Source organism: Irregularibacter muris, assembly GCF_024622505.1.
Classification (GTDB): Bacteria; Bacillota; Clostridia; order Eubacteriales; family Garciellaceae; genus Irregularibacter; species Irregularibacter muris.
The window spans coordinates 33,098-56,249 of sequence record NZ_JANKAS010000013.1 but is presented as its reverse complement, the minus strand read 5'-3'; the positions used below and the strand labels follow the sequence as shown (position 1 = coordinate 56,249).

26 protein-coding genes and 6 tRNA genes are annotated in these 23,152 nt (G+C 36.6%); 21 read left to right on the top strand and 11 right to left on the bottom strand.

From position 1 onward, the window contains the following. Window positions 1-3: 3 nt before the first annotated feature. From prdB to NSA47_RS12485, 5 genes are all read left to right on the top strand, one after another. On the top strand, window positions 4-729 hold the full coding sequence (prdB, locus tag NSA47_RS12505) for a D-proline reductase (dithiol) protein PrdB (protein WP_257532498.1): 726 nt from the start codon (window positions 4-6) through the stop codon (window positions 727-729). A 72-nt stretch (window positions 730-801) separates the two neighbouring features. Continuing rightward, window positions 802-1,563: a proline reductase cluster protein PrdD gene (gene prdD, locus NSA47_RS12500; protein ID WP_373370329.1), complete on the top strand. Its 762-nt coding sequence runs from the start codon at window positions 802-804 to the stop codon at window positions 1,561-1,563. 13 nt (window positions 1,564-1,576) lie between these two features. Then, on the top strand, window positions 1,577-2,044 hold the full coding sequence (locus tag NSA47_RS12495) for a glycine/sarcosine/betaine reductase component B subunit (protein WP_257532495.1): 468 nt from the start codon (window positions 1,577-1,579) through the stop codon (window positions 2,042-2,044). Between the two features lies 1 nt (window position 2,045). Further along, window positions 2,046-3,053 carry a proline racemase gene (locus NSA47_RS12490; protein ID WP_257532493.1) on the top strand — a complete coding sequence of 336 codons (1,008 nt, stop codon included), beginning with the start codon at window positions 2,046-2,048 and terminating at the stop codon, window positions 3,051-3,053. A 169-nt stretch (window positions 3,054-3,222) separates the two neighbouring features. After that, window positions 3,223-4,113: a TSUP family transporter gene (locus NSA47_RS12485; protein WP_257532491.1), complete on the top strand. Its 891-nt coding sequence runs from the start codon at window positions 3,223-3,225 to the stop codon at window positions 4,111-4,113. A gap of 196 nt (window positions 4,114-4,309) precedes the next feature. Here NSA47_RS12485 and dapD read toward each other — a convergent pair whose 3' ends face one another. From dapD to NSA47_RS12460, 5 genes are all read right to left on the bottom strand, one after another. Then, window positions 4,310-5,041 carry a 2,3,4,5-tetrahydropyridine-2,6-dicarboxylate N-acetyltransferase gene (gene dapD, locus NSA47_RS12480; protein ID WP_257532489.1) on the bottom strand — a complete coding sequence of 244 codons (732 nt, stop codon included), beginning with the start codon at window positions 5,039-5,041 and terminating at the stop codon, window positions 4,310-4,312. Between the two features lie 71 nt (window positions 5,042-5,112). After that, window positions 5,113-5,877, bottom strand: a complete 765-nt coding sequence (dapB, locus tag NSA47_RS12475) for a 4-hydroxy-tetrahydrodipicolinate reductase (protein WP_257532487.1) — start codon at window positions 5,875-5,877, stop codon at window positions 5,113-5,115. 139 nt (window positions 5,878-6,016) lie between these two features. Then, complete coding sequence (dapA, locus tag NSA47_RS12470; protein WP_257532485.1) at window positions 6,017-6,901, bottom strand: 4-hydroxy-tetrahydrodipicolinate synthase; 885 nt, start codon at window positions 6,899-6,901, stop codon at window positions 6,017-6,019. Between the two features lie 43 nt (window positions 6,902-6,944). After that, window positions 6,945-7,952, bottom strand: coding sequence for an aspartate-semialdehyde dehydrogenase (locus tag NSA47_RS12465; protein ID WP_257532483.1), 1,008 nt, complete (start codon window positions 7,950-7,952; stop codon window positions 6,945-6,947). Between the two features lie 108 nt (window positions 7,953-8,060). Beyond that, window positions 8,061-8,255, bottom strand: coding sequence for a hypothetical protein (locus NSA47_RS12460; protein ID WP_257532481.1), 195 nt, complete (start codon window positions 8,253-8,255; stop codon window positions 8,061-8,063). Between the two features lie 177 nt (window positions 8,256-8,432). Between NSA47_RS12460 and NSA47_RS12455 the strand changes: the two genes are divergently transcribed. The 13 genes from NSA47_RS12455 (at window position 8,433) to NSA47_RS12395 (ending at window position 14,384) form a co-directional block, all read left to right on the top strand. Further along, window positions 8,433-9,602, top strand: coding sequence for a M20 metallopeptidase family protein (locus NSA47_RS12455; RefSeq protein WP_257532479.1), 1,170 nt, complete (start codon window positions 8,433-8,435; stop codon window positions 9,600-9,602). A gap of 158 nt (window positions 9,603-9,760) precedes the next feature. Further along, on the top strand, window positions 9,761-11,050 hold the full coding sequence (locus tag NSA47_RS12450) for a tetratricopeptide repeat protein (RefSeq protein WP_257532477.1): 1,290 nt from the start codon (window positions 9,761-9,763) through the stop codon (window positions 11,048-11,050). A 72-nt stretch (window positions 11,051-11,122) separates the two neighbouring features. After that, on the top strand, window positions 11,123-11,335 hold the full coding sequence (locus NSA47_RS12445; protein WP_257532476.1) for an alpha/beta-type small acid-soluble spore protein: 213 nt from the start codon (window positions 11,123-11,125) through the stop codon (window positions 11,333-11,335). A 19-nt stretch (window positions 11,336-11,354) separates the two neighbouring features. Beyond that, window positions 11,355-12,089, top strand: a complete 735-nt coding sequence (locus NSA47_RS12440) for a class I SAM-dependent DNA methyltransferase (RefSeq protein WP_257532474.1) — start codon at window positions 11,355-11,357, stop codon at window positions 12,087-12,089. A gap of 232 nt (window positions 12,090-12,321) precedes the next feature. Beyond that, entirely contained in the window at window positions 12,322-12,522 is a 201-nt protein-coding gene (locus NSA47_RS12435; protein ID WP_257532472.1) for a cold shock domain-containing protein, read from the top strand. A 188-nt stretch (window positions 12,523-12,710) separates the two neighbouring features. Then, complete coding sequence (gene hslO, locus NSA47_RS12430) at window positions 12,711-13,589, top strand: Hsp33 family molecular chaperone HslO (RefSeq protein WP_257532469.1); 879 nt, start codon at window positions 12,711-12,713, stop codon at window positions 13,587-13,589. Then, window positions 13,579-13,746 carry a hypothetical protein gene (locus NSA47_RS12425; protein ID WP_257532468.1) on the top strand — a complete coding sequence of 56 codons (168 nt, stop codon included), beginning with the start codon at window positions 13,579-13,581 and terminating at the stop codon, window positions 13,744-13,746. The genes hslO and NSA47_RS12425 overlap by 11 nt, the downstream gene beginning before the upstream one ends. A gap of 132 nt (window positions 13,747-13,878) precedes the next feature. After that, window positions 13,879-13,954: transfer RNA gene (locus NSA47_RS12420), tRNA-Val, on the top strand. 3 nt (window positions 13,955-13,957) lie between these two features. Continuing rightward, window positions 13,958-14,034 (top strand) — tRNA-Asp (locus NSA47_RS12415). A 5-nt stretch (window positions 14,035-14,039) separates the two neighbouring features. Continuing rightward, window positions 14,040-14,115: transfer RNA gene (locus NSA47_RS12410), tRNA-Phe, on the top strand. Between the two features lie 7 nt (window positions 14,116-14,122). Then, a tRNA-Gly gene (locus tag NSA47_RS12405) sits at window positions 14,123-14,197 on the top strand. A 1-nt stretch (window position 14,198) separates the two neighbouring features. Further along, window positions 14,199-14,273 (top strand) — tRNA-Cys (locus NSA47_RS12400). A 23-nt stretch (window positions 14,274-14,296) separates the two neighbouring features. After that, window positions 14,297-14,384, top strand: a tRNA-Leu gene (locus NSA47_RS12395). Window positions 14,385-14,424: 40 nt separating this feature from the next. On the opposite strand, the gene NSA47_RS12390 is transcribed toward NSA47_RS12395, so the two are convergent. Continuing rightward, window positions 14,425-14,763: a cytochrome b5 domain-containing protein gene (locus NSA47_RS12390; RefSeq protein ID WP_257532466.1), complete on the bottom strand. Its 339-nt coding sequence runs from the start codon at window positions 14,761-14,763 to the stop codon at window positions 14,425-14,427. 271 nt (window positions 14,764-15,034) lie between these two features. Between NSA47_RS12390 and plsY the strand changes: the two genes are divergently transcribed. Next, window positions 15,035-15,631: a glycerol-3-phosphate 1-O-acyltransferase PlsY gene (gene plsY, locus NSA47_RS12385; protein ID WP_257532464.1), complete on the top strand. Its 597-nt coding sequence runs from the start codon at window positions 15,035-15,037 to the stop codon at window positions 15,629-15,631. A gap of 217 nt (window positions 15,632-15,848) precedes the next feature. Here plsY and NSA47_RS12380 read toward each other — a convergent pair whose 3' ends face one another. Beyond that, entirely contained in the window at window positions 15,849-16,910 is a 1,062-nt protein-coding gene (locus NSA47_RS12380; protein ID WP_257532461.1) for a YkvI family membrane protein, read from the bottom strand. Between the two features lie 195 nt (window positions 16,911-17,105). Here NSA47_RS12380 and NSA47_RS12375 point away from each other — a divergent pair, with 195 nt between their 5' ends. Further along, complete coding sequence (locus NSA47_RS12375) at window positions 17,106-17,495, top strand: CoA-binding protein (RefSeq protein ID WP_257532459.1); 390 nt, start codon at window positions 17,106-17,108, stop codon at window positions 17,493-17,495. A 181-nt stretch (window positions 17,496-17,676) separates the two neighbouring features. Here NSA47_RS12375 and NSA47_RS12370 read toward each other — a convergent pair whose 3' ends face one another. The 4 genes from NSA47_RS12370 to NSA47_RS12355 form a co-directional block, all read right to left on the bottom strand. Next, entirely contained in the window at window positions 17,677-18,753 is a 1,077-nt protein-coding gene (locus NSA47_RS12370) for an NAD(P)H-dependent flavin oxidoreductase (protein ID WP_257532457.1), read from the bottom strand. Window positions 18,754-18,997: 244 nt separating this feature from the next. After that, window positions 18,998-20,191, bottom strand: a complete 1,194-nt coding sequence (locus NSA47_RS12365) for an anaerobic nitric oxide reductase flavorubredoxin (RefSeq protein WP_257532456.1) — start codon at window positions 20,189-20,191, stop codon at window positions 18,998-19,000. A gap of 160 nt (window positions 20,192-20,351) precedes the next feature. Continuing rightward, window positions 20,352-20,693: a hypothetical protein gene (locus NSA47_RS12360; RefSeq protein ID WP_257532454.1), complete on the bottom strand. Its 342-nt coding sequence runs from the start codon at window positions 20,691-20,693 to the stop codon at window positions 20,352-20,354. Continuing rightward, complete coding sequence (locus NSA47_RS12355; protein WP_257532452.1) at window positions 20,690-21,976, bottom strand: DUF1576 domain-containing protein; 1,287 nt, start codon at window positions 21,974-21,976, stop codon at window positions 20,690-20,692. The genes NSA47_RS12360 and NSA47_RS12355 overlap by 4 nt, the downstream gene beginning before the upstream one ends. A gap of 416 nt (window positions 21,977-22,392) precedes the next feature. On the opposite strand from NSA47_RS12355, the gene rluF reads away from it, so the two are divergent. Next, window positions 22,393-23,124, top strand: a complete 732-nt coding sequence (gene rluF, locus NSA47_RS12350) for a 23S rRNA pseudouridine(2604) synthase RluF (protein ID WP_257532449.1) — start codon at window positions 22,393-22,395, stop codon at window positions 23,122-23,124. The last annotated feature ends 28 nt before the right edge of the window (window positions 23,125-23,152 follow it).

Below are 23,152 nucleotides of genomic sequence, written 5' to 3'. Positions count from 1 at the left end.
AAAATGAGTTTAACAATTGTAAAGGGATTACAATCTGAAATTTTTGCTCCCATTACACCACCTTCAGTATTTACTCCTGTGACTATGGAATTAAAGGATATGAAGGTAGCATTGGCTACAGCTGCTGGTGTGCACTTAAAGAGTGATAAAAGATTTAACTTAGCAGGGGATTTTAGCTTTAGAGAAATTCCTGGAACAGCTTCTGCTAGCGATTTAATGGTATCCCACGGTGGATATGATAATGGAGATGTCAATAAAGACGTTAACTGTATGTTCCCCATTGACCGTTTAAAGGAATTAAAAGAAGAGGGCTTAATCGGTGATATCGCCGAAACCCATATAGGATTCATGGGTGGCGGTGGAAATCAACAGAAATTCACCGAGGAAACAGGGCCACAAATTGCACAGCTTCTAAAAGATGAAGGTGTAGATGCAGTTCTTATGACAGCAGGCTGAGGTACCTGCCACCGCTCTGCCGTGATTGTGCAGAGAGCGATTGAGGAAGCAGGCATCCCTACTATTATTATTGCCGCTCTTCCTCCAGTAGTACGACAAAACGGTACGCCAAGAGCAGTTGCTCCCCTTGTACCTATGGGAGCTAATGCTGGAGCACCTAATGATCCAGAAATGCAAAGAGATATTTGTAGAGATTCCTTAAAACAACTCATTGAGATTCAAACACCTGGAAAAATTGTACCATTACCATATGAATATGTTGCTAAAGTTTAATTGAATATCTTGTATCTATCTTCCTTCGGGAAGATAGATACAAAATCCTAAAAAGGGTGAAAGCCATTGAAAATCGACAATGAGTTAGAAATGAGAAGATTGGTGATAAAGGCCTATCACATGGAAGAAGTTGTTATAGGAGAGGGCTTTTCCATCGGAAAGAACAAGCTCACTATACCCTTAGATTTCTTTAAAGATAAAATTGTAGAGAATAAATATATAGAAAATATAGATCTTCATATCATCAAACCCCAAGAGCATGATATTGAGGTAAATAGCATTATGGATATTCTGCCAATTTCCACAAAAGTATTGGGAAGATTAGGAGAAGGGATTACCCATACTCTTACAGGAGTCTATGTCATGATGACAGGGGCTGATGCCCAAGGAAATCAAATGGCAGAGTTTGGTTCCTCTGAAGGCATATTAAATAAGCAGTTATTTCTGGAAAGAGCAGGAACACCAGGGAAGAAGGATATCATTATTCATATAGATATTACCTTCAAAGAGGGACTAATGTCCAGTAGGAAATATCCTCTAGAGGGGCATAAATATTGTGATCAATTTGTTCAGGAAATTAGGAAGGTTATGAAGAAGTTACCAGGTCGTGATTATACCGAAAAACATGAGTTTTACGATAAAATTAGGCCTGGTAAAAAAAGGGTAGCAATTGTTAAACAAATAGCAGGCCAAGGAGCCATGTATGACAACCAATTGTTTACCAAAGAACCTTCTGGTTTTGAAGGGGGAAAATCTATCATTGATATAGGAAATGTTCCAATAATTATGAGTCCCAATGAATATAGGGATGGGGCATTACGCTCTATGACCTAAAGGAGGTGGGCAAATGGGAGTAGGACCTTCAACCAAGGAAACAACTCTTCACCATTTTAGAGATCCCCTATTGGATGTAGCGACTTCTGATGATGATCTCGACGTGGTAGGAGTAATGTTAGTGGGTACACCCCAAGACAATGCAGATAAAAACTTTGTGGGGCAAAGAGTAGGGGCATGGTTAGAAGCCATGAGAGTAGACGGAGCTATATTGTCCTGTGATGGCTGGGGCAACAGCCATGTGGATTATGCCAATACTATAGAGGAAATCGGAAAGAGAAATATACCATTGGTGGGTATGACCTTTGTAGGCACACAAGCCCAATTTGTAGTGACCAATAAATACATGGATACCATCGTGGATTTCAACAAATCAAAAGAAGGTATTGAAACAGAGGTAGTGGGTGAAAATACCGTAAATCATATAGATGCTAAGAAGGCCGTTGCATTACTAAAATTAAAAATGCGAAGGAGAGATTAATGTGAAATTTTCAAAAAGTATTCATGCCATAGACTCCCATACCGAGGGGGAACCAACACGAGTGGTTATAGGAGGAATACCAGCAATACCAGGAAAAACTATGCCTGAGAAAAAAGCCTATTTAGAAGAAAATCTAGATTATGTTAGAACAGCTATCATGCATGAACCTAGAGGACATAACGATATGTTTGGTTCTATTATTACTCAGCCTACTTCTGAAGAGGCTGATTTGGGAATTATCTTCATGGATGGTGGCGGATATTTAAATATGTGTGGTCATGGTTCTATAGGGGCTTCTACTGTAGCGGTAGAAACAGGAATGGTACCTATGGTAGAACCTGTTACAGAATTAACCTTAGAAGCCCCAGCCGGATTAATCAAATCTAAAGTTTTCGTAGAAAATGAAAAAGTAAAGGAAGTATCTATCGTTAATGTACCAGCTTTCCTTTATAAAGAAGATGTAGAAGTAGAAGTACCTGAGGTGGGGAAAATAACTTTAGATATTTCTTTTGGAGGTAGCTTTTTTGCTATAGTCAGTGCTCATCAATTGGGATTAAAGGTAGTCCCCGATAATGCAACTAAATTAAAGGAAATCGGACTTCTAATTCGCGATATTGTTAATGAGCAAGTGGAAATTCAACATCCAACATTAAGCCATATCAAGACCGTTGATCTTGTAGAAATCTATGATGAACCTACCCATCCTGAGGCAACTTATAAAAATGTAGTTATCTTTGGAGAAGGGCAAGTAGATCGTTCACCTTGCGGCACTGGAACTTCAGCCAAAATGGCTACCCTACACGCCAAAGGAGAATTAAAAGAGGGCCAATTGTTTGTATATGAAAGTATTTTAGGTACTTTATTTAAAGGGAAGATCCTTGGAACTACTAAAGTAGCAGATTTTGATGCAGTCATTCCTGAAATTACAGGTTCTGCATATATTACTGGATTTAATCATTTTGTGATTGATGAAGATGATCCTGTAAAACATGGATTTATATTGAAATAATAAATTAAATCTTGGGGAAATTGTATATAAATTCGAGGAAGACTTTATACAATTTCCCTGGATATAAAGCATCAATAGGTAATGAAAATTGAAAAAATTGTCATCCTCTTAACAGAATATTATTACCAAAGAGGGTTGACAATAAAATGAGAAGGGGAGGAATAATATTATGATTAATGTAGTTTTAGGTGCTCTAGGGATCTTTGTAGCATCATTTGCGGTAGTTTTTGGATTAGACCTAAATAAACACAAAGGCAATTTAGAGCAAGAAACAAGCTGGGCAACTACCGGCATCGCTGGACTTATCATTAACTTTATGGACACTTTAGGTATCGGAAGTTTTGCTCCACTAACAGCTACACTCAGGGGCTTTAAACAAGTAGAAGACAAGGTATTGCCAGGGACACTCAATGTCTCCTGTACCATTCCTGTAGTATTGGAAGCTTTCTTGTTTATCTCTGCTGTAGAAGTAGAAATTATTACTTTGATTTGTATGTTAGGTGCAGCTGTAGTAGGTGCAGTAATCGGAGCAGGAATTGTTTCTAAACTGCCAGAGAAAACCATACAAATGGTTATGGGTATTGCTCTTGTAGCTACTGCATTTTTAATGCTAGCTGGTCAACTGAATTGGATTGAAGGACTAGGAACAGGGACTGCCCTTGGCCTAAGTGGAACAAAATTAATCCTTGCAATCGTAGGAAACTTCATCCTAGGAGCCCTAATGACAGCAGGTATTGGACTTTATGCTCCCTGTATGGCCTTGGTATATGTGCTAGGAATGTCTCCAGCAGTAGCTTTCCCTATAATGATGGGATCTTGTGCATTCCTAATGCCAGCAGCTTCCATGAAGTTTGTAAGAGAAGGAGCCTATAATAGAAAAGCTTCTCTAGGCATTACCATAGGTGGTATTATTGGGGTAATCATAGCCGTTCGTTTCTTTAGTTCTTTATCGTTGGATTTATTGACTTGGTTGGTAATCGTAGTTGTAAGTTACACAGCGATTACATTGTTAAAATCAGCTTTTAAACCTAAATCAGTAGATACGATTGTATCTGAATAAAAAGTATTCTTCACATTGGGTTTTGACAAAGGGTCCCCCCCTTTGGCTCAAAATATATCGAGGTAGTGATCTAGATCACTACCTCGATTTTTTAGGATATAGAAAAGCTGGTTATACTCCTCTGGGACCAAACTTTCTTATAGCCCTAGAGCGGCCTAAGCAGCTTTCTCACAATACCTATAATGAGAGAACATCCCTAGCCCCTTAAATCCTCTAAAAGCTTAGTTTTATCCGCTGTTTTTTCGTCTTTATGTTTAATAATTTTTGCAGGGGAGCCGGCCACTACCATACCTGGTTCCACATCTTTGGTGACGATAGAACCCGCTGCTACCACAGCACCTCTTCCAATTCTAACGCCTTCTAAAATAACCGCATTGGCCCCGACGACAACATCATCTTCTATTATGACTGGAGTACTACTAGGAGGCTCTAAAACCCCGGCCACCACAGCACCTGCTCCTAGATGAACATTTTTACCTAAGTTCCCCCGCGCACCAATAACAGCATTCATATCTACCATGCTGCCTTCTCCAACACTTGCTCCAATATTAATCACTGCTCCCATCATAATGACGGCATTTTTCCCGATGTGGGCACCTTCTCTAATGACAGCTCCTGGTTCTATCCTGGCATCAATATTTAGCAAATCTAATTGGGGGATGGCGGAATGACGCCTATCGTTTTCCATATGCACTTGCTTAATTTGTTTTTTGTATTTTTCTAGAAAAGAATGAACTTCTTCCTTTTCCCCAAATAAAATCCAGAATTTATCCTGACCAAAATATTTTATGTCACCAAAATATGAGGATGATAGGTCTCCCTGAATATAAACCTTCACAGGTGTAGATTTTTGAGCAGCTTTTATATATTTGGCAATTTCATAGGGATCGGTTAAATCAAAGTGCTTACTTAAATTTTTATTTCCCATTTTTTATGCTCCTTTATTCATATTTCACACTGTTCTGTAGGGATGGACCACCCTGTCCATCAGATCCTCTCTTATTTATTTTCCTCCAAAAGTGTTCCCATATTGTAATAACCCTTTTCCTTCCCAAGGATATATTGGGCAGCTTTTATTGCCCCAGCAGCAAAGATATTTTTAGATAGGGCACGATGTTTAATTTCAATGATTTCATCATTTCCTGCATAGAGTACGGTGTGTTCTCCTACTATAGTGCCTCCCCTTATGGCATGAATGCCGATATCCTTTTTCCCCCGATGATCCTCTTTGGTATGGCGTCCATAGACAAAAATTCTATCTTCCTTTAGGGATTGGTCAATACCTTCTGCTAGCATTAAGGCTGTACCGCTGGGGGCATCCGCTTTTTTATTATGATGTTTTTCAATGATTTCTATATCAAAGGAGTCCTCTAGGACTTTTGAAATTTTTTGTACTATTTCTAGAACCACATTTACTCCCAAGGACATATTGGCACTATGAAAAATGGGAAGAGTAGTGGAAAGTTCCAGCAACCTTTCTTTATTTTCTGCGGTCAAACCAGTGGTTGCCATGACTAGAGGAAATTTTCTTTGTAAAGCAAAATCCACAATATGCTCAAAGGCGTGATGATGGGAAAAATCGATAATCACATTAGCCTCTTCATGGCATAAGGATAGATCATTATATACCGGATAAGAGTTATGAAATTTATCAGGGTTTCTATCAAAACCAGCTGTAATGTGAATATCAGGATTAGATTCAATAAACTTAGTGATTACCTGGCCCATAGCTCCATTACATCCGCTTAAAATCACTTTTAACATTCTCATACCCCCTTTTTAAACTTTCCAATTCAATATCTTAGGTGGGGATGCCTCTAAGGTTTGCCTATATACTAGGATAAGGAAAGGCAAGCAAAAACATAGAGGGATTCTCCACAGGTATAATGAGTTATTTGAGAATTTAATCTAAAGCAAAACCATAATCTGTTAAAGCTCTCTTTAAGTTTTCTAGGTTTTTTGGCTCCATATTTACCAAGGGAAGACGAAGATGACCCGCTTCAAAGCCCAAAAGATTCATAGCAGTTTTAATGGGAATAGGGTTGGTTTCTATAAAAAGAGCATGATTTAGGGAATTCATTTTAAGCTGTATTTCCAGACTTTTTTTCACATCTCCCTGAAGATATTTCATGACCAGATCATGCATATCCTTGGGTACAATATTGGCAGAAACAGAGATTACTCCAATTCCCCCAAGAGACAATATGGGTACTACTTGATCATCATTTCCAGAATAAATAGCAAAATCAGGTCCACATAGCGCAGCGATATCAGCGATTTGACTAATGTTACCACTGGCTTCCTTTACGCCTACAATATTTTTATGTTTTGATAGAGTCTGTAGAGTAGCAGCAGTTATATTCATTCCCGTTCTTCCGGGAACATTGTAAACAATAATCGGAGTAGATACTGCGTCAGCTATAGCCGTAAAATGGGCAATAATTCCCTGCTGCGTGGACTTATTATAATAGGGATTAATAATTAGAAGACCATCTACCCCTAAACCCTCAGCATATTTGGACATTTCTATAGTATGGGCAGTATTATTGCTACCTGTGCCTGCAATCACGGGAATACGTCCATGAATTCTTTCTACCGTGAATTTAATGGTTTCCTTCTGTTCTTGCTCACTCATGGTAGAGGCCTCGCCTGTGGTGCCACAGACAATAATTGCATCGGTACCTTGCTGGACATGCCAGTCTAAATTTTTACCAAGTTGCTTAAAATTGATTTCCTTTTCATCAAAAGGAGTCACAATAGCTACTCCAGATCCTCTGAAAATTTCCATAATCATTCACCCTTTCCTCTTTTATTTATTTTCTATCTTTCTTCTATGAGCATCCTATTAAGTCCTTTTCTAAAAGTAATTCAGCTATTTGTACAGCATTTGTCGCTGCTCCTTTACGAATATTATCAGCCACCACCCATAGATTAAGCCCATATTCCACACTCTCATCTTTTCTGAGTCTGCCTACAAAAACTTCATCCTTACCCTGAGCAAAGGAGGCTAGAGGATAAATATTATCAGAAGGCTCATCCAAGAGGATAATGCCAGGCATATCCCTTAAAATCTCCCTTACTTCTTCCATCTTAAAGGCCTTTTCAAATTCTATATTGATACTCTCACTATGACCATAAAATACAGGCACTCTTACGGTAGTGGCAGTAATGCCTATGGAATGGTCATTAAGTATTTTTTTTGTTTCTTCCATCATTTTCATCTCTTCCTTGGTATAACCGTTTTTCAAGAAGTAGTCTATATGAGGAATACAGTTAAAGGCAATTGGGTGAGGATAAAATTCTGGATTATTTCCTTTAATTCCTTCTTGTAAGTCCTTATAGCCTTTAGTCCCCGAGCCAGATACTGCTTGATAGGTGGAAAAGACTACTCTTTTTATTTTATAGGAATGATGTAATGCCTTTAGGGGGAGTACGGCCTGAATAGTAGAACAATTGGGATTTGCTAGGATGCCCTTATTTTTCATTACAGCCTCAGGATTTACTTCAGGTACAATTAGGGGAACGGAAGGATCCATTCGAAAAACACTACTATTGTCTATGATTATAACTCCTTTAGATACAGCTGTCGGGACATAGACTTCACTAATTGCTCCACCGGCAGCAAAAAAAGCCAAATCAACATGATTGAAGGATTCGGCATTTAATTCATTCACTATATATTTTTTTCCTCTGAAGTCAAGTTCTAAACCAACTGATCGAGAAGAAGCTAAGACATGCAAGTTATTTATGGGAAAGTTTCGTTCTTCTAAAATTTCTAATATCTTTCTTCCTACCATACCCGTTGCTCCTACCAGAGCGACGTTTAATTTTCTATGCATACAAATACCTCCCACATGACTATATTCATAATATCTCTATATTATATGTATAGAATATAAGAGGGGGAGTATTACACAATTATCAAATAGACAGAAAGAATTTACACTCTATGCCCCAAGAAATTCTAAAAATTCCTTTTCACTGCAACCAGCTAGGGAACATAACTGAACAAGAATTTGTTCTTTTAAATCTCCATATTCAAAGTCCTTGGTATGCTTGGCAGCATAATCTAAGGCAGAAATTATTGTAAGCATATCTTCTTTAGGTAATTCTTGGATAGTAATTTTGTTAAAGTCTTCCATGGCGTAACCTCCAAATTATAGTCTTATCATTATTATAACAAGGTTGTCGAATAAAGCCAAGATATGGAATAAAAAGGAGAAAAATTAGAGGGGGAGATGGTGGGCCTATGATGGAGATAGTACAAGGGGATATGAAGAAGATAAAATCTTAAATCTAAATAGAAGGAGGGAAAATAGATGAAAATTACTCCATTGCAAGATATTCAAGAACTTTATCAGGAGGCTATTTATCTAAGGAGAAAATTACACAAAATACCGGAGATGGCCTTTCAGGAGTTTAAAACCAGTAAATTTATTAGCAACTACCTTAAAAATCTAGGATTAGAGGTGCAGGAAAATATAGCAGGTACAGGGGTTATTGCCTATCTTCCAGGAATTAAAGGTAAAAAAACCTATGCTTTCCGTGCGGATATGGATGCTTTACCTGTGACTGAAAGGACTCGAGTGGATTTTGCATCTATTCATCATGGAAAAATGCATGCCTGTGGTCATGATGGACATATGACGATACTTCTCCTGTTGGCAAAAGTTCTTTGTAAAAATAAGAAAACCCTACAGGATAACCTTCTTTTTATCTTTCAGCCCGGAGAGGAAGGTCCAGGGGGAGCGCTTCCCATGATTCAAGAAGGGATATTGGATCAATATCATGTAGACTCTATTTTTGGTCTGCATATTTACCCAGAAATTGAACAAGGGAAAATAGGATGTTGCCCTGGCCCTATGATGGCACAAAACGGCGAATTTGATATTATCATCAAAGGAAAGAGTGGTCATGGTGCCCGCCCTCAGGAGGGTATTGACAGTATAGTGATGGCGTCCCAACTCATTGCCGCCCTTCAAAGTATTATTAGCAGAAACATTAATCCCATTGAGGGAGGAGTCGTAACCGTAGGCACTATAAAAGGAGGAGAGGCTAGAAATATTATTGCAAAGGAAGTATTGCTGGAAGGCACCCTCAGAGCCTTTATAGAGGAAATATATGAGGATATTAAAGAAAGATTAAATAAAAATGCTCAAGGGGTGGCAATGGCCCATGAAAGTATAATAGATGTGTGCATAAGGGATATGTACCCTCCAGTGAATAATCATGAAAAGTTATTTAAGTATTTTAAAAGAGCAATACCCGAAGAAAATTTGCAGATTATAGATCCTCTAATGATTTCTGAAGACTTTTCCTACTATCAAAAAGAAATCCCCGGTCTATTCTTTCTACTAGGTTCACAAAATCATGGAAAAGGATATATTCATGGGCTACATTCTAATCAATTTAATTTTGATGAAAAAATATTATTAATAGGTGTGGAAGCTTTTTATCGTATTTTAAAAATTATGGGAGGGATAGAATAAGGGAAGGGTAAATTTTGTTTTAGAATATAGGTAAATCCCAAGCAACCAATAGAATAGATTAAACCTTTTCTTTACTTTAAAATTCACTCTAACAATTCTTGTGAGAGTTATATCAATATGATAAAATCTAAAGAGAATATAAACAAGAGGAGATAGACGTGAAAAAAACAAAGATCACCCTATTATTGATATTACTGACATTGATTTTTCCATCACCGGCCTTTGCAGATATTCCCTCTACAGGATGGACAGGCCATGGATTGTACCTATTAAAAGATGATAATATATATGTAAACTCTGCAGAGATAGACATTATTATCAACAATGATCAAACTACTACAGTAGAAGCCAAATATGAACTTGAAAATAAAGAAGATAATACCATAAGTGTATATATGGGAGTACCTGAGCATGAAGTTGAATTACAGAACTTTACCAGCAAAGTTTTACCCTATCGCTATGGAAACAAAAAGGTAAGTGGCAGTGCCATAAATAGCCAAATCAAGGACTTAAAAGTAAATTACAACAATTGGAGAACATGGTATGCTCCCTTTCAGGCAAAAGAGAAAAGAACAGTAGAATTCACCTATAAAGTAGATAATAAATATATAAGCGAGGGGAGATATCTCATCTCCTATCAAATGGATCATATCAAGTCATGGAAAGGCAAGCCCCAAAATGTCCATGTGAAAATTCATTTTGAGGATAAAGAAGTGAAAATATACAATTTTGGTAGTGAATTTAGTGTGCAGCCCAAAGTGAAAGAAGACTTTACTTTAGAGTGGAGTTTTAAAGATTTCGCAGGCAATGAAAGTATTGATTTTGATTATTATTTTGTGAATGATGAAATTATAAAATATTTGGAAAAGCATTCCTCTAGTAAAATCAAAAATATCACCAATGCCTATGTGAGCAAAGATTATCCCCAAGTAATCCAATTGGGAAAGGAATATTTACAAAGCTCTGAAGGTGGACAACTACAGAGGGAAATATATTTTCTGATGGCAGATGCCTATGAAAGAACAGGACAACCTGAAGAAAGCCTCATTGTGTATCAACTCATTGAAGGAAATCCAGGTTTTCATGAAGGGATTCAGGAAAAAATGCAACAGCTTATCACCTATAATAGAGTTTTGGATTATTATCAAATTGAGGATTATAAGCAGATGTATCGCCTATTGTCACAGGTGAAGGAGGACCCCCAATATAGTTTTATTTACAAGGACTGGGCAGAAAAACAAATGAAAACTATTCCTACGGAGGAACTCAACAAGATAATAGAAGAGGAAAGAGAATATCATGGCATAGAAAAAATCATACGGGATTTTACCAATGGAGTTTATAATAATTATATTCTAATTGGACTTGGAGGGCTAATTGGGATTGGCGGAGCTATAAATATGATTAGAAAGAAGAAAAACGATAAAAAATCTTTATTTAAAAAATAAGAGATCTTCACGAGAAAAGAATAAAAAAAGTGTTTTTCCATATAATATCTGACAGATTAAGGAGGTTATTGTATGGCAAAATCTAAGAAAAAAAAGAAAGAGTTAACCCCCAATGATATATTAAAGTTGGAAATAGCAGAAGAACTGGGCTTGATGGAAAAAGTAAAAGAAGTAGGGTGGAGTGGGTTAACGGCTAGAGAAACAGGAATGATTGGTGGCATAATGACCAGTAGAAAAAAGCAAAAACAAAAAAGAGAAGAAGCCACCACTGAAGAAGAAAAATAGAACGGAGTTGTAGAAAAATATGTACCATCAATTTGCACAAGTATATGATAGGTTAATGGGGGATGTGGACTATGGAGAATGGGCAGATTATTTAGTCAAGCTTTTCCAACAGTATCATAAAAGTCCCCAAAGAATTCTTGATTTAGCCTGTGGAACAGGCAATATCACTATTCCTTTAGCCAAAAAAGGATATGAAATTATAGGCGTAGATCTATCGGAAGATATGCTATCCATAGCAGATCAAAAATCCAATAGCCAGTCGGTAAATATACAATGGATGTGTCAGGATATAAGAGAGCTACAGGGGTTTAAAAATATAGATGCTATCATTTGTGCTTGTGATGGATTGAACTATGTTTTAAGGGAAGAAGAATTAGAAGATGTATTTTTAGACGCTTACCAACTTCTTAATCCCAAGGGCATTTTTACCTTTGATATGAATTCACAATTTAAAATTGCGGAGGTTTTAGGCCAAAATACCTTTGCCGATGCCGGTGAAGATATTTCTTTTATATGGGATAATTATTATGATGAAGATAATGAAATTGTTGACTTTGAACTGAGTTTTTTCCTTAAAGAAGGAGATGTTTATAAAAGATTTAATGAATTTCATCAACAGCGGGCTTACTCCACGCAAAAAATAGTGAATCTATTAATGAAAGTGGGTTTTAAAAAAGTAGAAAACTTTGATGCCTTTACTTTTAACAGGCCATTATCTATAAGTGAAAGAATTCAATATATTGCCGAAAAATAAATTCATTCATAAGATATTGCTGAATAGTTATAGAAATTTTAGATCATAATAATATCTGAGAAAGGTTAAAAAGTGTCGAAAATAAAAGAATAATATAGTTTGACACAGGTAACCTTTAATGGTAAACTATAGAAGAAGTAGGGAAGCTGCTTAGACTTTGGGAATTTATTAAAGGCTTGGGTAGCGGATATGCTATCAAATTATGTGTTAAGTTTTAGGAGGAATGTTTAAGATGGAAAAAGGTACAGTAAAATGGTTTAATGCAGAAAAAGGTTTTGGATTTATTTCTAGAGAAGATGGAAGCGACGTATTCGTTCACTTTTCTGCTATAAGCATGGATGGATTCAAAACTTTAGAAGAGGGACAAGAAGTTGAATTCGAAGTTGTTGAAGGAGAAAAAGGTCCACAAGCTACAAATGTACAAAGAGCATAATTAGTCGGACTAATTAATCATACATTGAAGTAGCCAAAACCCTATGTTATCTGCATAGGGTTTTTATTGTATATACATACTATAGATACACAATATAGTTTTTTACTCTAATACGAAAAGACGATATTTATTTAGCCAAATTTAAAATTTTCTATGGATAAAATTAATAGGCAGAGGAGAATAGAAATATGAAAGATTACTTAGTCAGAGCCATTACTACAGATGCACCCCTTCGTGCCTTTGCAGCAACAACAAAATATATGGTAGAGGAAGCCCAAAATACTCATCAATTAAGTCCCCTTACCTCTGCAGCTTTAGGACGGGTCCTAACGGCTGCCACTATGATGGGTGAAATGCTTAAAAATGAAGAAAGCAAATTAACCCTGCAGGTAAAAGGTGATGGCCCTATGGGAAGTATATTAGCTACAGGAAATGGAAGGGGAAAAGTAAAGGGATATGTGGATAACCCTGCAGTGGAATTGCCCTTAAATAGGGAAGGAAAACTTGATGTAGGTGGAGCAGTAGGACAAGGCACCCTCACTGTAATCATGGATTTAGGGCTGAAAGAACCCTATGTGGGAAAAGTGGCCTTGATCAATGGTGAAATAGCAGAGGATTTAACACACTATTTTGCTACTTCTGAACAAACACCTTCAGCCGTGTCTTTAGGAGTATTGGTAGATAGGGATAGAAGCATAAAAGCAGCAGGGGGTTTCATCATACAAGTACTCCCCAATTGTCCAGATGAGGTCATAGAAACCTTAGAATCCAATCTTGCTCAATTGCCATCAATTACGGAATTACTTTCCCAGGGGAAGAGCCCTGAGGATATTCTACAAATGGCTTTGCAGGGATTTACAGTGGCATTTTCTGCCCAAAGACCCCTAGAGTACATTTGTGATTGTAATCGTGAAAGATTGGAAAAAGTTTTAATTAGTTTAGGAGAAAAAGAACTTAGGGATATGATTGAAGAAGATGGACAAGCAGAGCTACAATGTCATTTCTGTAAAAATAAATATCATTTTTCTAAGGGCGAGCTAGAAGACTTATTAGATAGTGCCAAATAAAGACGAAGAGGAAGAAATGCAGGGCATAGGGGACAGCCTCTGGGCTGTTCCCCAAAAAGATAGGATTTTTCCTCAAAGGCATAGAATGATCATCCTCTTTCAGATCATCTTGAGAGCTATCATGACCAAGGCGCCTATGATTTGCATTAGAGGATAATGATCTGTATCCGTGGAAATTAAAGGGGTTCAATAAAGAGAAATATTATTTTAAAAAATAATCATTTTTTCCCTTGACGAATAAATCATTCTAGGTTATACTAATACTTGTCGCTGAAAGACAACGACACAGGGTCGCATAGCTCAGCTGGGAGAGCACCTGCCTTACAAGCAGGGGGTCATAGGTTCGAGCCCTATTGCGACCACCATATGGCCCGGTAGTTCAGTTGGTTAGAATGCCAGCCTGTCACGCTGGAGGTCGACGGTTCGAGTCCGTTCCGGGTCGCCATATTTGCCCAAATAGCTCAGTCGGTAGAGCAGAGGACTGAAAATCCTCGTGTCGGTGGTTCGATTCCGCCTTTGGGCACCATATTTATGCGGAAGTGGCTCAGTGGTAGAGCATCGCCTTGCCAAGGCGAGGGTCGCGGGTTCAAATCCCGTCTTCCGCTCCAAGGCGGCATAGCCAAGTGGTAAGGCAGAGGTCTGCAAAACCTTTATTCCCCAGTTCAAATCTGGGTGCCGCCTCCATTTTTGTTTTTAAATAAATATTCGCCGGGGTGGCGGAACTGGCAGACGCACAGGACTTAAAATCCTGCGATCCCAAAGATCGTACCGGTTCGATTCCGGTCCTCGGCACCATACATAGGGAATGTGTACAAACTAGCGAAGCTAGTTTTTTTTATTTTAGAATACCAACTTCATGGGCCTTTTCAATAATACTATCCCGAATGGACTCGTCCTCAACCATTTCACTGATATCCTGTCCGCTGAAGACATCAGTGTCTAAGAGATCTTGCCACTCAGCTATATGGGTCACATCGTACACCACTCCGTCAATAGCAATATATTCTGGTTGCTCATTTTTACCATTATATTGAGAAAGTTCTTCTAGGGTATAAGATACAGGTTCATTTTGAATGTCAACCATAGCTTCTTCAGTCCCGTAGCTAGAAGGATTCATTGTAAATAGAAATAAAATGGCAAGAGAAAAAAGAAAATAGGATATCTTACGATGCAACTTTTTCACTCCTCTCAGAAAAAATATTTGGTTAAATTTTATCATAGTTTTTATGAAAATAGGACTATATTTGTAAAAAACTTGTTTCTTTCAATATTATTTTGAAATATATATAGTAAAGTTGACCCTGGGGGTAAGAAGAGAAATTTTTCTATTTCACATGTTTATATTATATTGCAGGGAATAATCATTCTATGGTAAACTTGATATGCATAAATTATTATTATAAGAATGGTTTATCGTTGAAGTAGAGTTAATTGAGGAGGATAACATGCAAAATTATTTTATTTGGATAATTATAGCCTATTTTATAGGTAACTTTGCAACATCCTATTTAACTAGTAAAATGATGGGGAAAATTGATATTAGAGAGCATGGCAGTGGAAATGCAGGAGCTACAAATGTTCTTAGAGTATTAGGGGTAAAGGCGGCCCTAATCACCTTTATTGGAGATGCTCTTAAAGGAGCTATTGTAGTTTTGATGGTAAGACCTCTTGGTCATGCCCAACTAACCCTAGCCTGCGGTTTAGCAGTAATCATTGGCCATAATTTTCCTCTATTATTAAAGTTCAAAGGGGGAAAGGGCATTGCAACATCTATAGGAGTATTTTTAGTCGTTGACCCTCTAGCAGCTGCCATATCCGTTGGTCTGGGCATGATTCTTATTGTAAAAAGCAAATATGTTTCTCTAGGATCCATCACAGGAATGGCTTCTCTACCCTTTGTGCTGCTTATTTTGAGAAGACCTTTGGAAATCGTTATTTTTGGTTTGTTGGTGGGACTTTTGGCGGTATATCAACATAGAACCAATATTAATAGGCTACTTAAGGGGACAGAAAATAAAATAGGAAGTAAAAGAAAAAAATAATAAATAACAATGATCAGATAGAAAGAAAAAGGGGTTATCGCGAAAGCCATACATAAAAATCAGTACTCTCTTAGTGAGAGTACTGATTTTTTGTAAAAAAGAAAAAATGGCTAATCCAGACCATCTTTCCTCCGTTACCCTACAGTCCCTTTTCATGTGACTTAAAAATAAATGAATTAGTTGTGCTCAGTAAATGGACAATTTGTTATAAAAATTTTTAATTGTTCATTAACATCATTTTCAGTTTACCCCATAATAAACTAATGAGCAAAACTAACCCCGCATAGCCTTCAATGGGATATAGATACTTTACTAGATTAGAAAAACCTATATTGCTCAATAAAAAAGTGAAAAACATCACGGCAAAGCTAAGAAATTTAGCCTTTTTATTATGAATATCTACAATACGACCAATAAAGCCAAAGGCACTGCTTACAGCAGTAGTGTATATTCCGATAAATAGCATTATGCTGTACAATCCCTGAATTTTAGGAGAGATTTTTTCTGCTACGTAAAGCATAGGGATTTCCATATTTATTCCCTCAGCAATGACACCCCAGAGGGCTAGAGTAATCGCCAAAGCACATAGACCTAAACCCAATCCCCCAAAGATGGCCCCTTTTTTAATAGAGTCTTTATCTTCTGCTTGGGCTCCTAGAGGACCCAAGACAGCAATGGAAATAATCGTGTTAAAGGAGATGTAGAGGATAGCGGCAAGGGCCCAATGACCAATAAGACTATTGGGAGGAGAATAAAAATCTATTGCACTTAAGGGAAAAGTATTGTTTACAATAGAGAGGATACTGATCCCAAAAATAGAAACCAATAAAAAGGGCACCAATAGACTCATGGAGTTAATTAGGCCCTCCATGCCAGCTAGAAGAGTAATCAAAGTCAAAAGGGCCATAGCTATACTGCCCCATTGACTGGAAATGCCAAATTGTTGTTTCACTAATGCGCCTGAACCCGCCAACATAGATACAATGGTACCAAATAAAAAAAAGGTAATGATGGCATCAACAAGTCTTCCAAAAATTTTACCAGTAGAAAAATTAATGATTTCTATATGAGATGTACATTGTAATTTAAAGCCCAGATCCATAATGATATACCCAAAAAGTATGTATAAGATAGTGGTGAGAAGTAAACCCAGTATGCCATTACTACCGAATACAGCAAAAAACTGAAAGATCTCCTGTCCCGACGCAAATCCTGCTCCAATAACTGCCCCAATATAAGTAAAGGCAATTTTATAGGGAGAAATACTTCTATTCTTCATGATATAGCCCCTTTCAAAAATACAAATGGTCATAGTATATAAATATATAGGGGATAATAGATATATTACTTATAGTTGGAGGGAAATATTGTTTCCAACAAAAGCTGAAGGGTAATATAAAGAAAAATGATAAAAGCATGCTTTAAAAGTGGATTTACAAAAAAGAGAAATTTTTGAAAGGAGAAGGAATAGTAGATGAACAATCCTAAAGAAACTATGCTAAAGAAAAAGATATGGGCAGTAATGGGTGTAACATCAGATAAAGAAAAGTTCGGATATAAAATATGGAAAATCCTAAAGGACAATGATTATGAAGTCTATGGGGTAAACCCAAAATATGAAGAAATTTATGGGGAAAAATGCTATGCCTCTCTTAGTGACCTGCCCAAGACACCAGAAGTCATAGATTTCGTTGTGCCTCCTGCTATAACTATGAAAAGCTTAGAAGAAGCCAAAGAATTAGGCGTGAAATACCTATGGTTTCAGCCAGGAACATGGGATGACAATGTATTGAAAAAGGCAGATGCCCTAGGATTTTATCACATAGAGGATTGTGTATTAGTTACCCTAAGGGGAGAACACTAAAAGAGTAAAGTATTAAGAAACATAGGGAAATTTTCACCGAGATAGCAAACTACCTGAGAATCTAGTGTGGAACCAATCGTAGGTGTACTCCATAGCTGCAAATGAGGAATGTAGATCTTATTTGAGATATTTTCCAGCCAAAGAACAAGGGATCAGATTCGTGAATCTGATCCCCTTTTAGTTAGTCCAAATACAAATTTGCCTTTTCTACCAGTTCATCCATGACATCCTTTACACTTTGAATCCTATCAATTCGATAGGCATTCACACCGGCAAAGGCAAAACCACCTTCCATATTGCCCCTTTGGGCATTGATTAAAGCTTGAGCAATACAGTAGGGAGCTTGAGTAGGGTTGCAGGGTTTTAAGCAGTTACTCATACATTTAACAGGTTTTTGATCACCGGCTTTCACTTTCTTTAAAAAACCATTATTAATAGCTCTGCCAATCATTCCTACAGGACTTTGAATAAGGGTTAAATCATCTTTTTGAGCCCTTACATAGGTATTTTTAAACTCTTGTGAGGCATCGCACTCAAAGGTAGCTGCAAAACGGGTGCCTATTTGGACACCAGCGGCACCACACTTAATCAAATGGGCAATATCCTTACCGTCAAAAATCCCTCCTGCTGCAATGACGGGAATTTTCTTATGGTATTTTTGCTCAAAAGGTTTAATGGCCTCAAAAACTTCCAATAGGATAGAAGACAAATGAGTAGATGGATTGTCTAAGTCTTCTCTGGAAAATCCTAAATGTCCTCCGGCATCTGGTCCTTCCACCACAATAGCATCGGGAATGACTTGATGACGCTTATCCCAAGTTTTACAAATCACAGCAGCAGTTCGCCCGGAGGACACAATAGGAGCGATTTTAGTGTCACTGTCCTTAGTGAGTTTGGGGAGATTTAAAGGTAATCCGGCTCCAGCAAAGATAATGTCCACCTTGCTTTTTACCGCCTCTACTACCATTTCATCAAAATTATTTAAAGCAGTCATAAGATTAAGGCCAATAATGCCCTCCCTACAAATTTCCTTGGCCCTTTGGATATGATATTTAAGGGCTCGAATATTTGCCTGCCTTTTATCTTTACTATAATCTGGCTCATTAAAACCTATCTCCACACCTGAAATAACACCAATGCCCCCTTGGGCAGCAACGGCACCAGCGAGAGAAGAAAGAGAGATACCAACCCCCATCCCACCTTGCACAATAGGCACCCTTGCAATAAGATTTCCAATTCTCAATTCAGGTAATTTCATAGCATACCTCCATGTATTATTAGATATTAGTACCTAGTATAAATATCTAATAATAAGTATACTTCTTTTTCAGAGAAAAGAAAAGGATAAACCCATGAAAAAGAAAAATTTACTAATAGTACAAATATCTTAAAGGATAGAAATAGCCTAATCAAAATATGTCTTGGTAGACAAATTAAAAAGATGCCTAGAATATAGGCATCTTTTTGGGGCTTGATTCATAAAGCTTAGATATCTTTGAAATTTACTTAATAGAATTTCCTATTTCTTTTCCATAGGCAATACATTCCTCTAAAGAAGCCGCATCAGGGAACCATAAGGTCTTATGACCATCATTTATAATTTCGAAGCCACCCTTTTGCAGTTCTTCAGTGATCATTTTTATAGACTCACCGCTCCACCCATAACTTCCAAAGGCAGCGGCTTTTTTCTTTTTAAATCGAAGTCCTCTCATTTGTTCTAATATAGCGGCAACAGAGGATAGAATACCTCCATTGATAGTAGAGGACCCGACCAATACAGCCTTAGACTTAAATACATCGGTAATAATGTCATTTTTATCTTTTCTACCACAATTGTGAAGAACAATTTCTACCTCTGGATTTACTTCCTTAATGCCTTGAGCAATGGTTTCCGCCATTCGTCGGGTACCATTCCACATGGTATCATAGATTAGGGTAACTTGATTTTCCTGATAATCCTTAGCCCATTCCATATATTGGTTTACAATTTGTAGAGGATCTTCCCTCCATATTACTCCATGACTTGTACAAATAAAATCAACAGGAACATCCAAAGCCACCACTTCATTAATCTTATTTTCTACCAACTTACTAAAAGGAGTCAATATGTTGGCATAGTATTTGATCGCTTCTTGATATAGCTCAGCTTGGTCAACCAGATCATTGTAGAAGAACTCTGAACAATAGTGTTGTCCAAAAGCATCGTTACTAAATAGAATGTTGTCTCCAGTTAAATAACAGAACATACTATCTGGCCAGTGGAGCATTCTTGCTTCAATAAAAATAAGATCTTTCTTTCCGATATTCAGAGTATCTCCAGTTTTTACAGGTACAAAGTTCCAATCTTGGTGGTAGTGCCCTTTAAGAGATTTAATACCATTTTGTGTACAATAAATAGGGGTATTAGGGATTTCCCTCATTAACTCAGGTAAGGCTCCACTATGGTCAATTTCAGCATGATTGGCAATTATGTAATCAATCTCATTTAAGTCAATCTCTTTTTTTAGATTTTCCACATATTCCTTAGCGTAGGGTTGCCATACTGTGTCAATTAATACCGTTTTTTCATCTCTTACTAGATAGGAATTATAGGTAGATCCTCTGTGCGTGGAATATTCCTCCCCGTGAAATTTTTTTAGTTCCCAGTCTGTTTTTCCTACCCATGTTACATTTTCTGTTACTTTAAAAAAACCCATGGATTTTCTCCTCCTTAATGAATTGTAACAACATGTCCATCACTTTATCTATTTACCTTTTTACCCCAAAATATGTATAATAACCGAAAAATAGAGGATGTTTTTCCATGAAAATACAAAAAATCCCTCTTAACAATATTGAAGGATCTTTTCAACAAAATTATTTATAACGATATAAAATGATTTCTAAAAAATCATCTTCTATATTAATTTCCTTTCTATCGGTCATCATACCTATGAGAGAAAGTTCAGGGTCAAAAATACTATCCCCTGTAAGTTCCCAATAATACTCTTCCATTTCCTCCTGTTTTTCCATATTTAAATATTTTATTAAGTCTTTTATTTTTTTCTGTTCCTTTGGATTATAATTACTTTTTACATAGATTTTAAACTGCTTTTCCTCTTCTTTAAAGTTAATAGAAATGTCATTAGCACCCATAGAAAACAAATAAGTCATTAAATCATCCACGATCTTTGTCACTCTTTTTCTAAAATGTTTCATAGATTATCTTCCTTTCTGAAGGCCTCAATGATAGGAACCAATAGGGCAGCTACAATGCCTGCTGAAAATCCATTATTATAAAGATTCAGCCCACCATGGATTGTGCCAACATTTAGTACTACCGAGGAATGAAGAAAGGCTGCCAATATGCCATATTTCCAACCATATTCTCCAGCGATAGGTGCTAGTGACGTGCCAAATAAGGCGGCTAATTGAATGGAGGGGTCATTAACATGCCATATTTTTGTTAGAGAACCTAAAAAAACACCGATAAAAATTGGCAAGATATTTTTAGGATGCTTACCAAAGGCTGCAAATCCTGCCACAGTAAATATTCCCGATATAGTTGGTCCATTGATATCCCCATTGATGAGTAATATATATGATGTAGCTATTATACCACATATCCCCATATTCATTAAGGTGGCAGGAAAACCTTCCAATAGAATGAAGTCAGTGACAAGACGACCAGGATATTCTAAAATTTCCTTTAGTCCCTTAAAGGATTTCTCATTGAGTAAAAAGCCCAATACAATCATAGAAATAAAAAGAGAAAAAAGAAAGACAGCTAAAAGTAAATTATTCCCTGAGGTCCAAATCATTCTAGGAGCGGGCAGAATTCCATAGGATCGAATGACAGAAACAAAGACAACACCAATCATGCCAGCTGTAAAACCCACATTATACAAGTCAAACCCCGCATGTACCCGTATTAAATGGGTAGATAGGGGAGGGAGTATAAAGCCGGCAGCAAGACCCACAAATAGAGTGAGTGGGATTTTCATATAGATAGGTGCTTCTAAGGTAAATAATAATTCTGTGACAATAGGGGCTAATGTGGTACCAAAGAGGGCAATGTAAATAAACTTAGAAAAATCCTCTTTTTGCACCTTAGAATAGATATATACCCCTAGGATGATCAACCATACATTAAAAATGTTTTTACCAAAAAAAGCAAAACCTGCAGATACAAATAGGGCAGCTACAGCTGTACCATTTAATTCAATTTTCAAATAATACAATAAGAGAATGAAGGATAGGGTGAGCAAACCAGCATTAACAAAGGCAGCACCTATACCTCCAACACCAATGTAGTCGGTAATAAGAGTATCTGGTTGAATAATAATCTGAAGGACTCCTTGAAAGATATTTTCAGGTGAATCCATGATAAGACCAAAAATTACTAAAGTTAATGCATAAAAAGTAAAAATTTTATATTTAGTATTTTTTAAAATTTTCTTATGTGTAAAAAACGTCTTGTTAATATTAATCATTTTCGGCATTATGTACCCCCTTTAGAGTATAGAGTATTTGGTTAAAATACTAAGTATAGTAGGTCATGAAATTGTATACACAAAACTATTCTACATTTTTATAAAAAATCCTTTAATATTTATAAAAAATATACAACCAAAATATATCAAATGTGTATATAAACGACAAAGAATATATATACAGCAAATAGGCCCAAAATAAAAAATATTAAGAAAATAAATCAAACAATAGCAATGCCTTTAAGGAGCTATGAATACCCTAGAAAATCAATTGAGGAAAGTCTATTAAAAAATCATGTCAATAGTATATAATAGATAGGAATTTATAAAATAAACACATGATGCACAATAAAAGCAATAGAGGAATAGATCAAGAAAAGATCTTTAAAGAAAAGAAAAAAAGTTTTAAAGAAGGGTAGAATGCTATGGAAAAAAACAATGAAGAAATAAGATTAAACAAATTTATTAGCTCTACAGGAATTTGTTCTAGAAGAGAAGCCGATAAACTTATTGAACAGGGGAAAGTAGTGGTCAACGGAAAAAAAGCAGAGATAGGTACAAAAGTCACTACCAAAGACAGTATTAAAGTAAATGGAAAATTATTGACCAAGCGGGAAGAAGCTATCTATATCGCTTTTAATAAGCCAGTGGGTATTACCTGTACTACCGACCCTAAGGTCAAGGACAATATCATAGACTTTATCAACCATCCTAAAAGAATATTCCATATTGGGCGTCTAGACAAACCTTCCCAAGGATTAATATTTTTGACCAATGATGGAGATATTGTAAACAAAATACTCAGGGCTAGCAACAATCATGAAAAAGAATATATTGTCACAGTGGACAAACCCATAACCCCTGAATTTATTTACAAAATGGGCAATGGAATTCCCATTTTAGGTGAAATCACTAAAAAATGTCTAGTTAAAAAACAAAGCAAATATGTATTTAAAATTATTCTTACCCAGGGACTAAACCGCCAGATTAGAAGAATGTGCGAATATTTAGGGTATAATGTTATAAAACTAGAGAGAGTACGTATTATGAATATCACCCTAAAGAATTTACCCCTTGGAAAATGGCGTTATTTTACCAAAGAAGAACTCAAGACCATAAATAAATTAATATCTTATTCGGCAAAAAATCCCCAATAAAGGAGCAGCTTGGCTGCTCTTTTTCTTT

Coding starts and splice junctions, on each gene's coding strand:
- NSA47_RS12495 (WP_257532495.1), top strand. CDS start 1,577: ATGGGAGTAGGACCTTCAACCAAGGAAACAACTCTTCACCATTTTAGA.
- NSA47_RS12485 (WP_257532491.1), top strand. CDS start 3,223: ATGATTAATGTAGTTTTAGGTGCTCTAGGGATCTTTGTAGCATCATTT.
- dapD (WP_257532489.1), bottom strand. CDS start 5,041: ATGGGAAATAAAAATTTAAGTAAGCACTTTGATTTAACCGATCCCTAT.
- dapB (WP_257532487.1), bottom strand. CDS start 5,877: ATGTTAAAAGTGATTTTAAGCGGATGTAATGGAGCTATGGGCCAGGTA.
- dapA (WP_257532485.1), bottom strand. CDS start 6,901: ATGGAAATTTTCAGAGGATCTGGAGTAGCTATTGTGACTCCTTTTGAT.
- NSA47_RS12465 (WP_257532483.1), bottom strand. CDS start 7,952: ATGCATAGAAAATTAAACGTCGCTCTGGTAGGAGCAACGGGTATGGTA.
- NSA47_RS12460 (WP_257532481.1), bottom strand. CDS start 8,255: ATGGAAGACTTTAACAAAATTACTATCCAAGAATTACCTAAAGAAGAT.
- NSA47_RS12455 (WP_257532479.1), top strand. CDS start 8,433: ATGAAAATTACTCCATTGCAAGATATTCAAGAACTTTATCAGGAGGCT.
- NSA47_RS12445 (WP_257532476.1), top strand. CDS start 11,123: ATGGCAAAATCTAAGAAAAAAAAGAAAGAGTTAACCCCCAATGATATA.
- NSA47_RS12440 (WP_257532474.1), top strand. CDS start 11,355: ATGTACCATCAATTTGCACAAGTATATGATAGGTTAATGGGGGATGTG.
- NSA47_RS12435 (WP_257532472.1), top strand. CDS start 12,322: ATGGAAAAAGGTACAGTAAAATGGTTTAATGCAGAAAAAGGTTTTGGA.
- hslO (WP_257532469.1), top strand. CDS start 12,711: ATGAAAGATTACTTAGTCAGAGCCATTACTACAGATGCACCCCTTCGT.
- plsY (WP_257532464.1), top strand. CDS start 15,035: ATGCAAAATTATTTTATTTGGATAATTATAGCCTATTTTATAGGTAAC.
- NSA47_RS12380 (WP_257532461.1), bottom strand. CDS start 16,910: ATGAAGAATAGAAGTATTTCTCCCTATAAAATTGCCTTTACTTATATT.
- NSA47_RS12375 (WP_257532459.1), top strand. CDS start 17,106: ATGAACAATCCTAAAGAAACTATGCTAAAGAAAAAGATATGGGCAGTA.
- NSA47_RS12370 (WP_257532457.1), bottom strand. CDS start 18,753: ATGAAATTACCTGAATTGAGAATTGGAAATCTTATTGCAAGGGTGCCT.
- NSA47_RS12365 (WP_257532456.1), bottom strand. CDS start 20,191: ATGGGTTTTTTTAAAGTAACAGAAAATGTAACATGGGTAGGAAAAACA.
- NSA47_RS12360 (WP_257532454.1), bottom strand. CDS start 20,693: ATGAAACATTTTAGAAAAAGAGTGACAAAGATCGTGGATGATTTAATG.
- NSA47_RS12355 (WP_257532452.1), bottom strand. CDS start 21,976: ATGCCGAAAATGATTAATATTAACAAGACGTTTTTTACACATAAGAAA.
- rluF (WP_257532449.1), top strand. CDS start 22,393: ATGGAAAAAAACAATGAAGAAATAAGATTAAACAAATTTATTAGCTCT.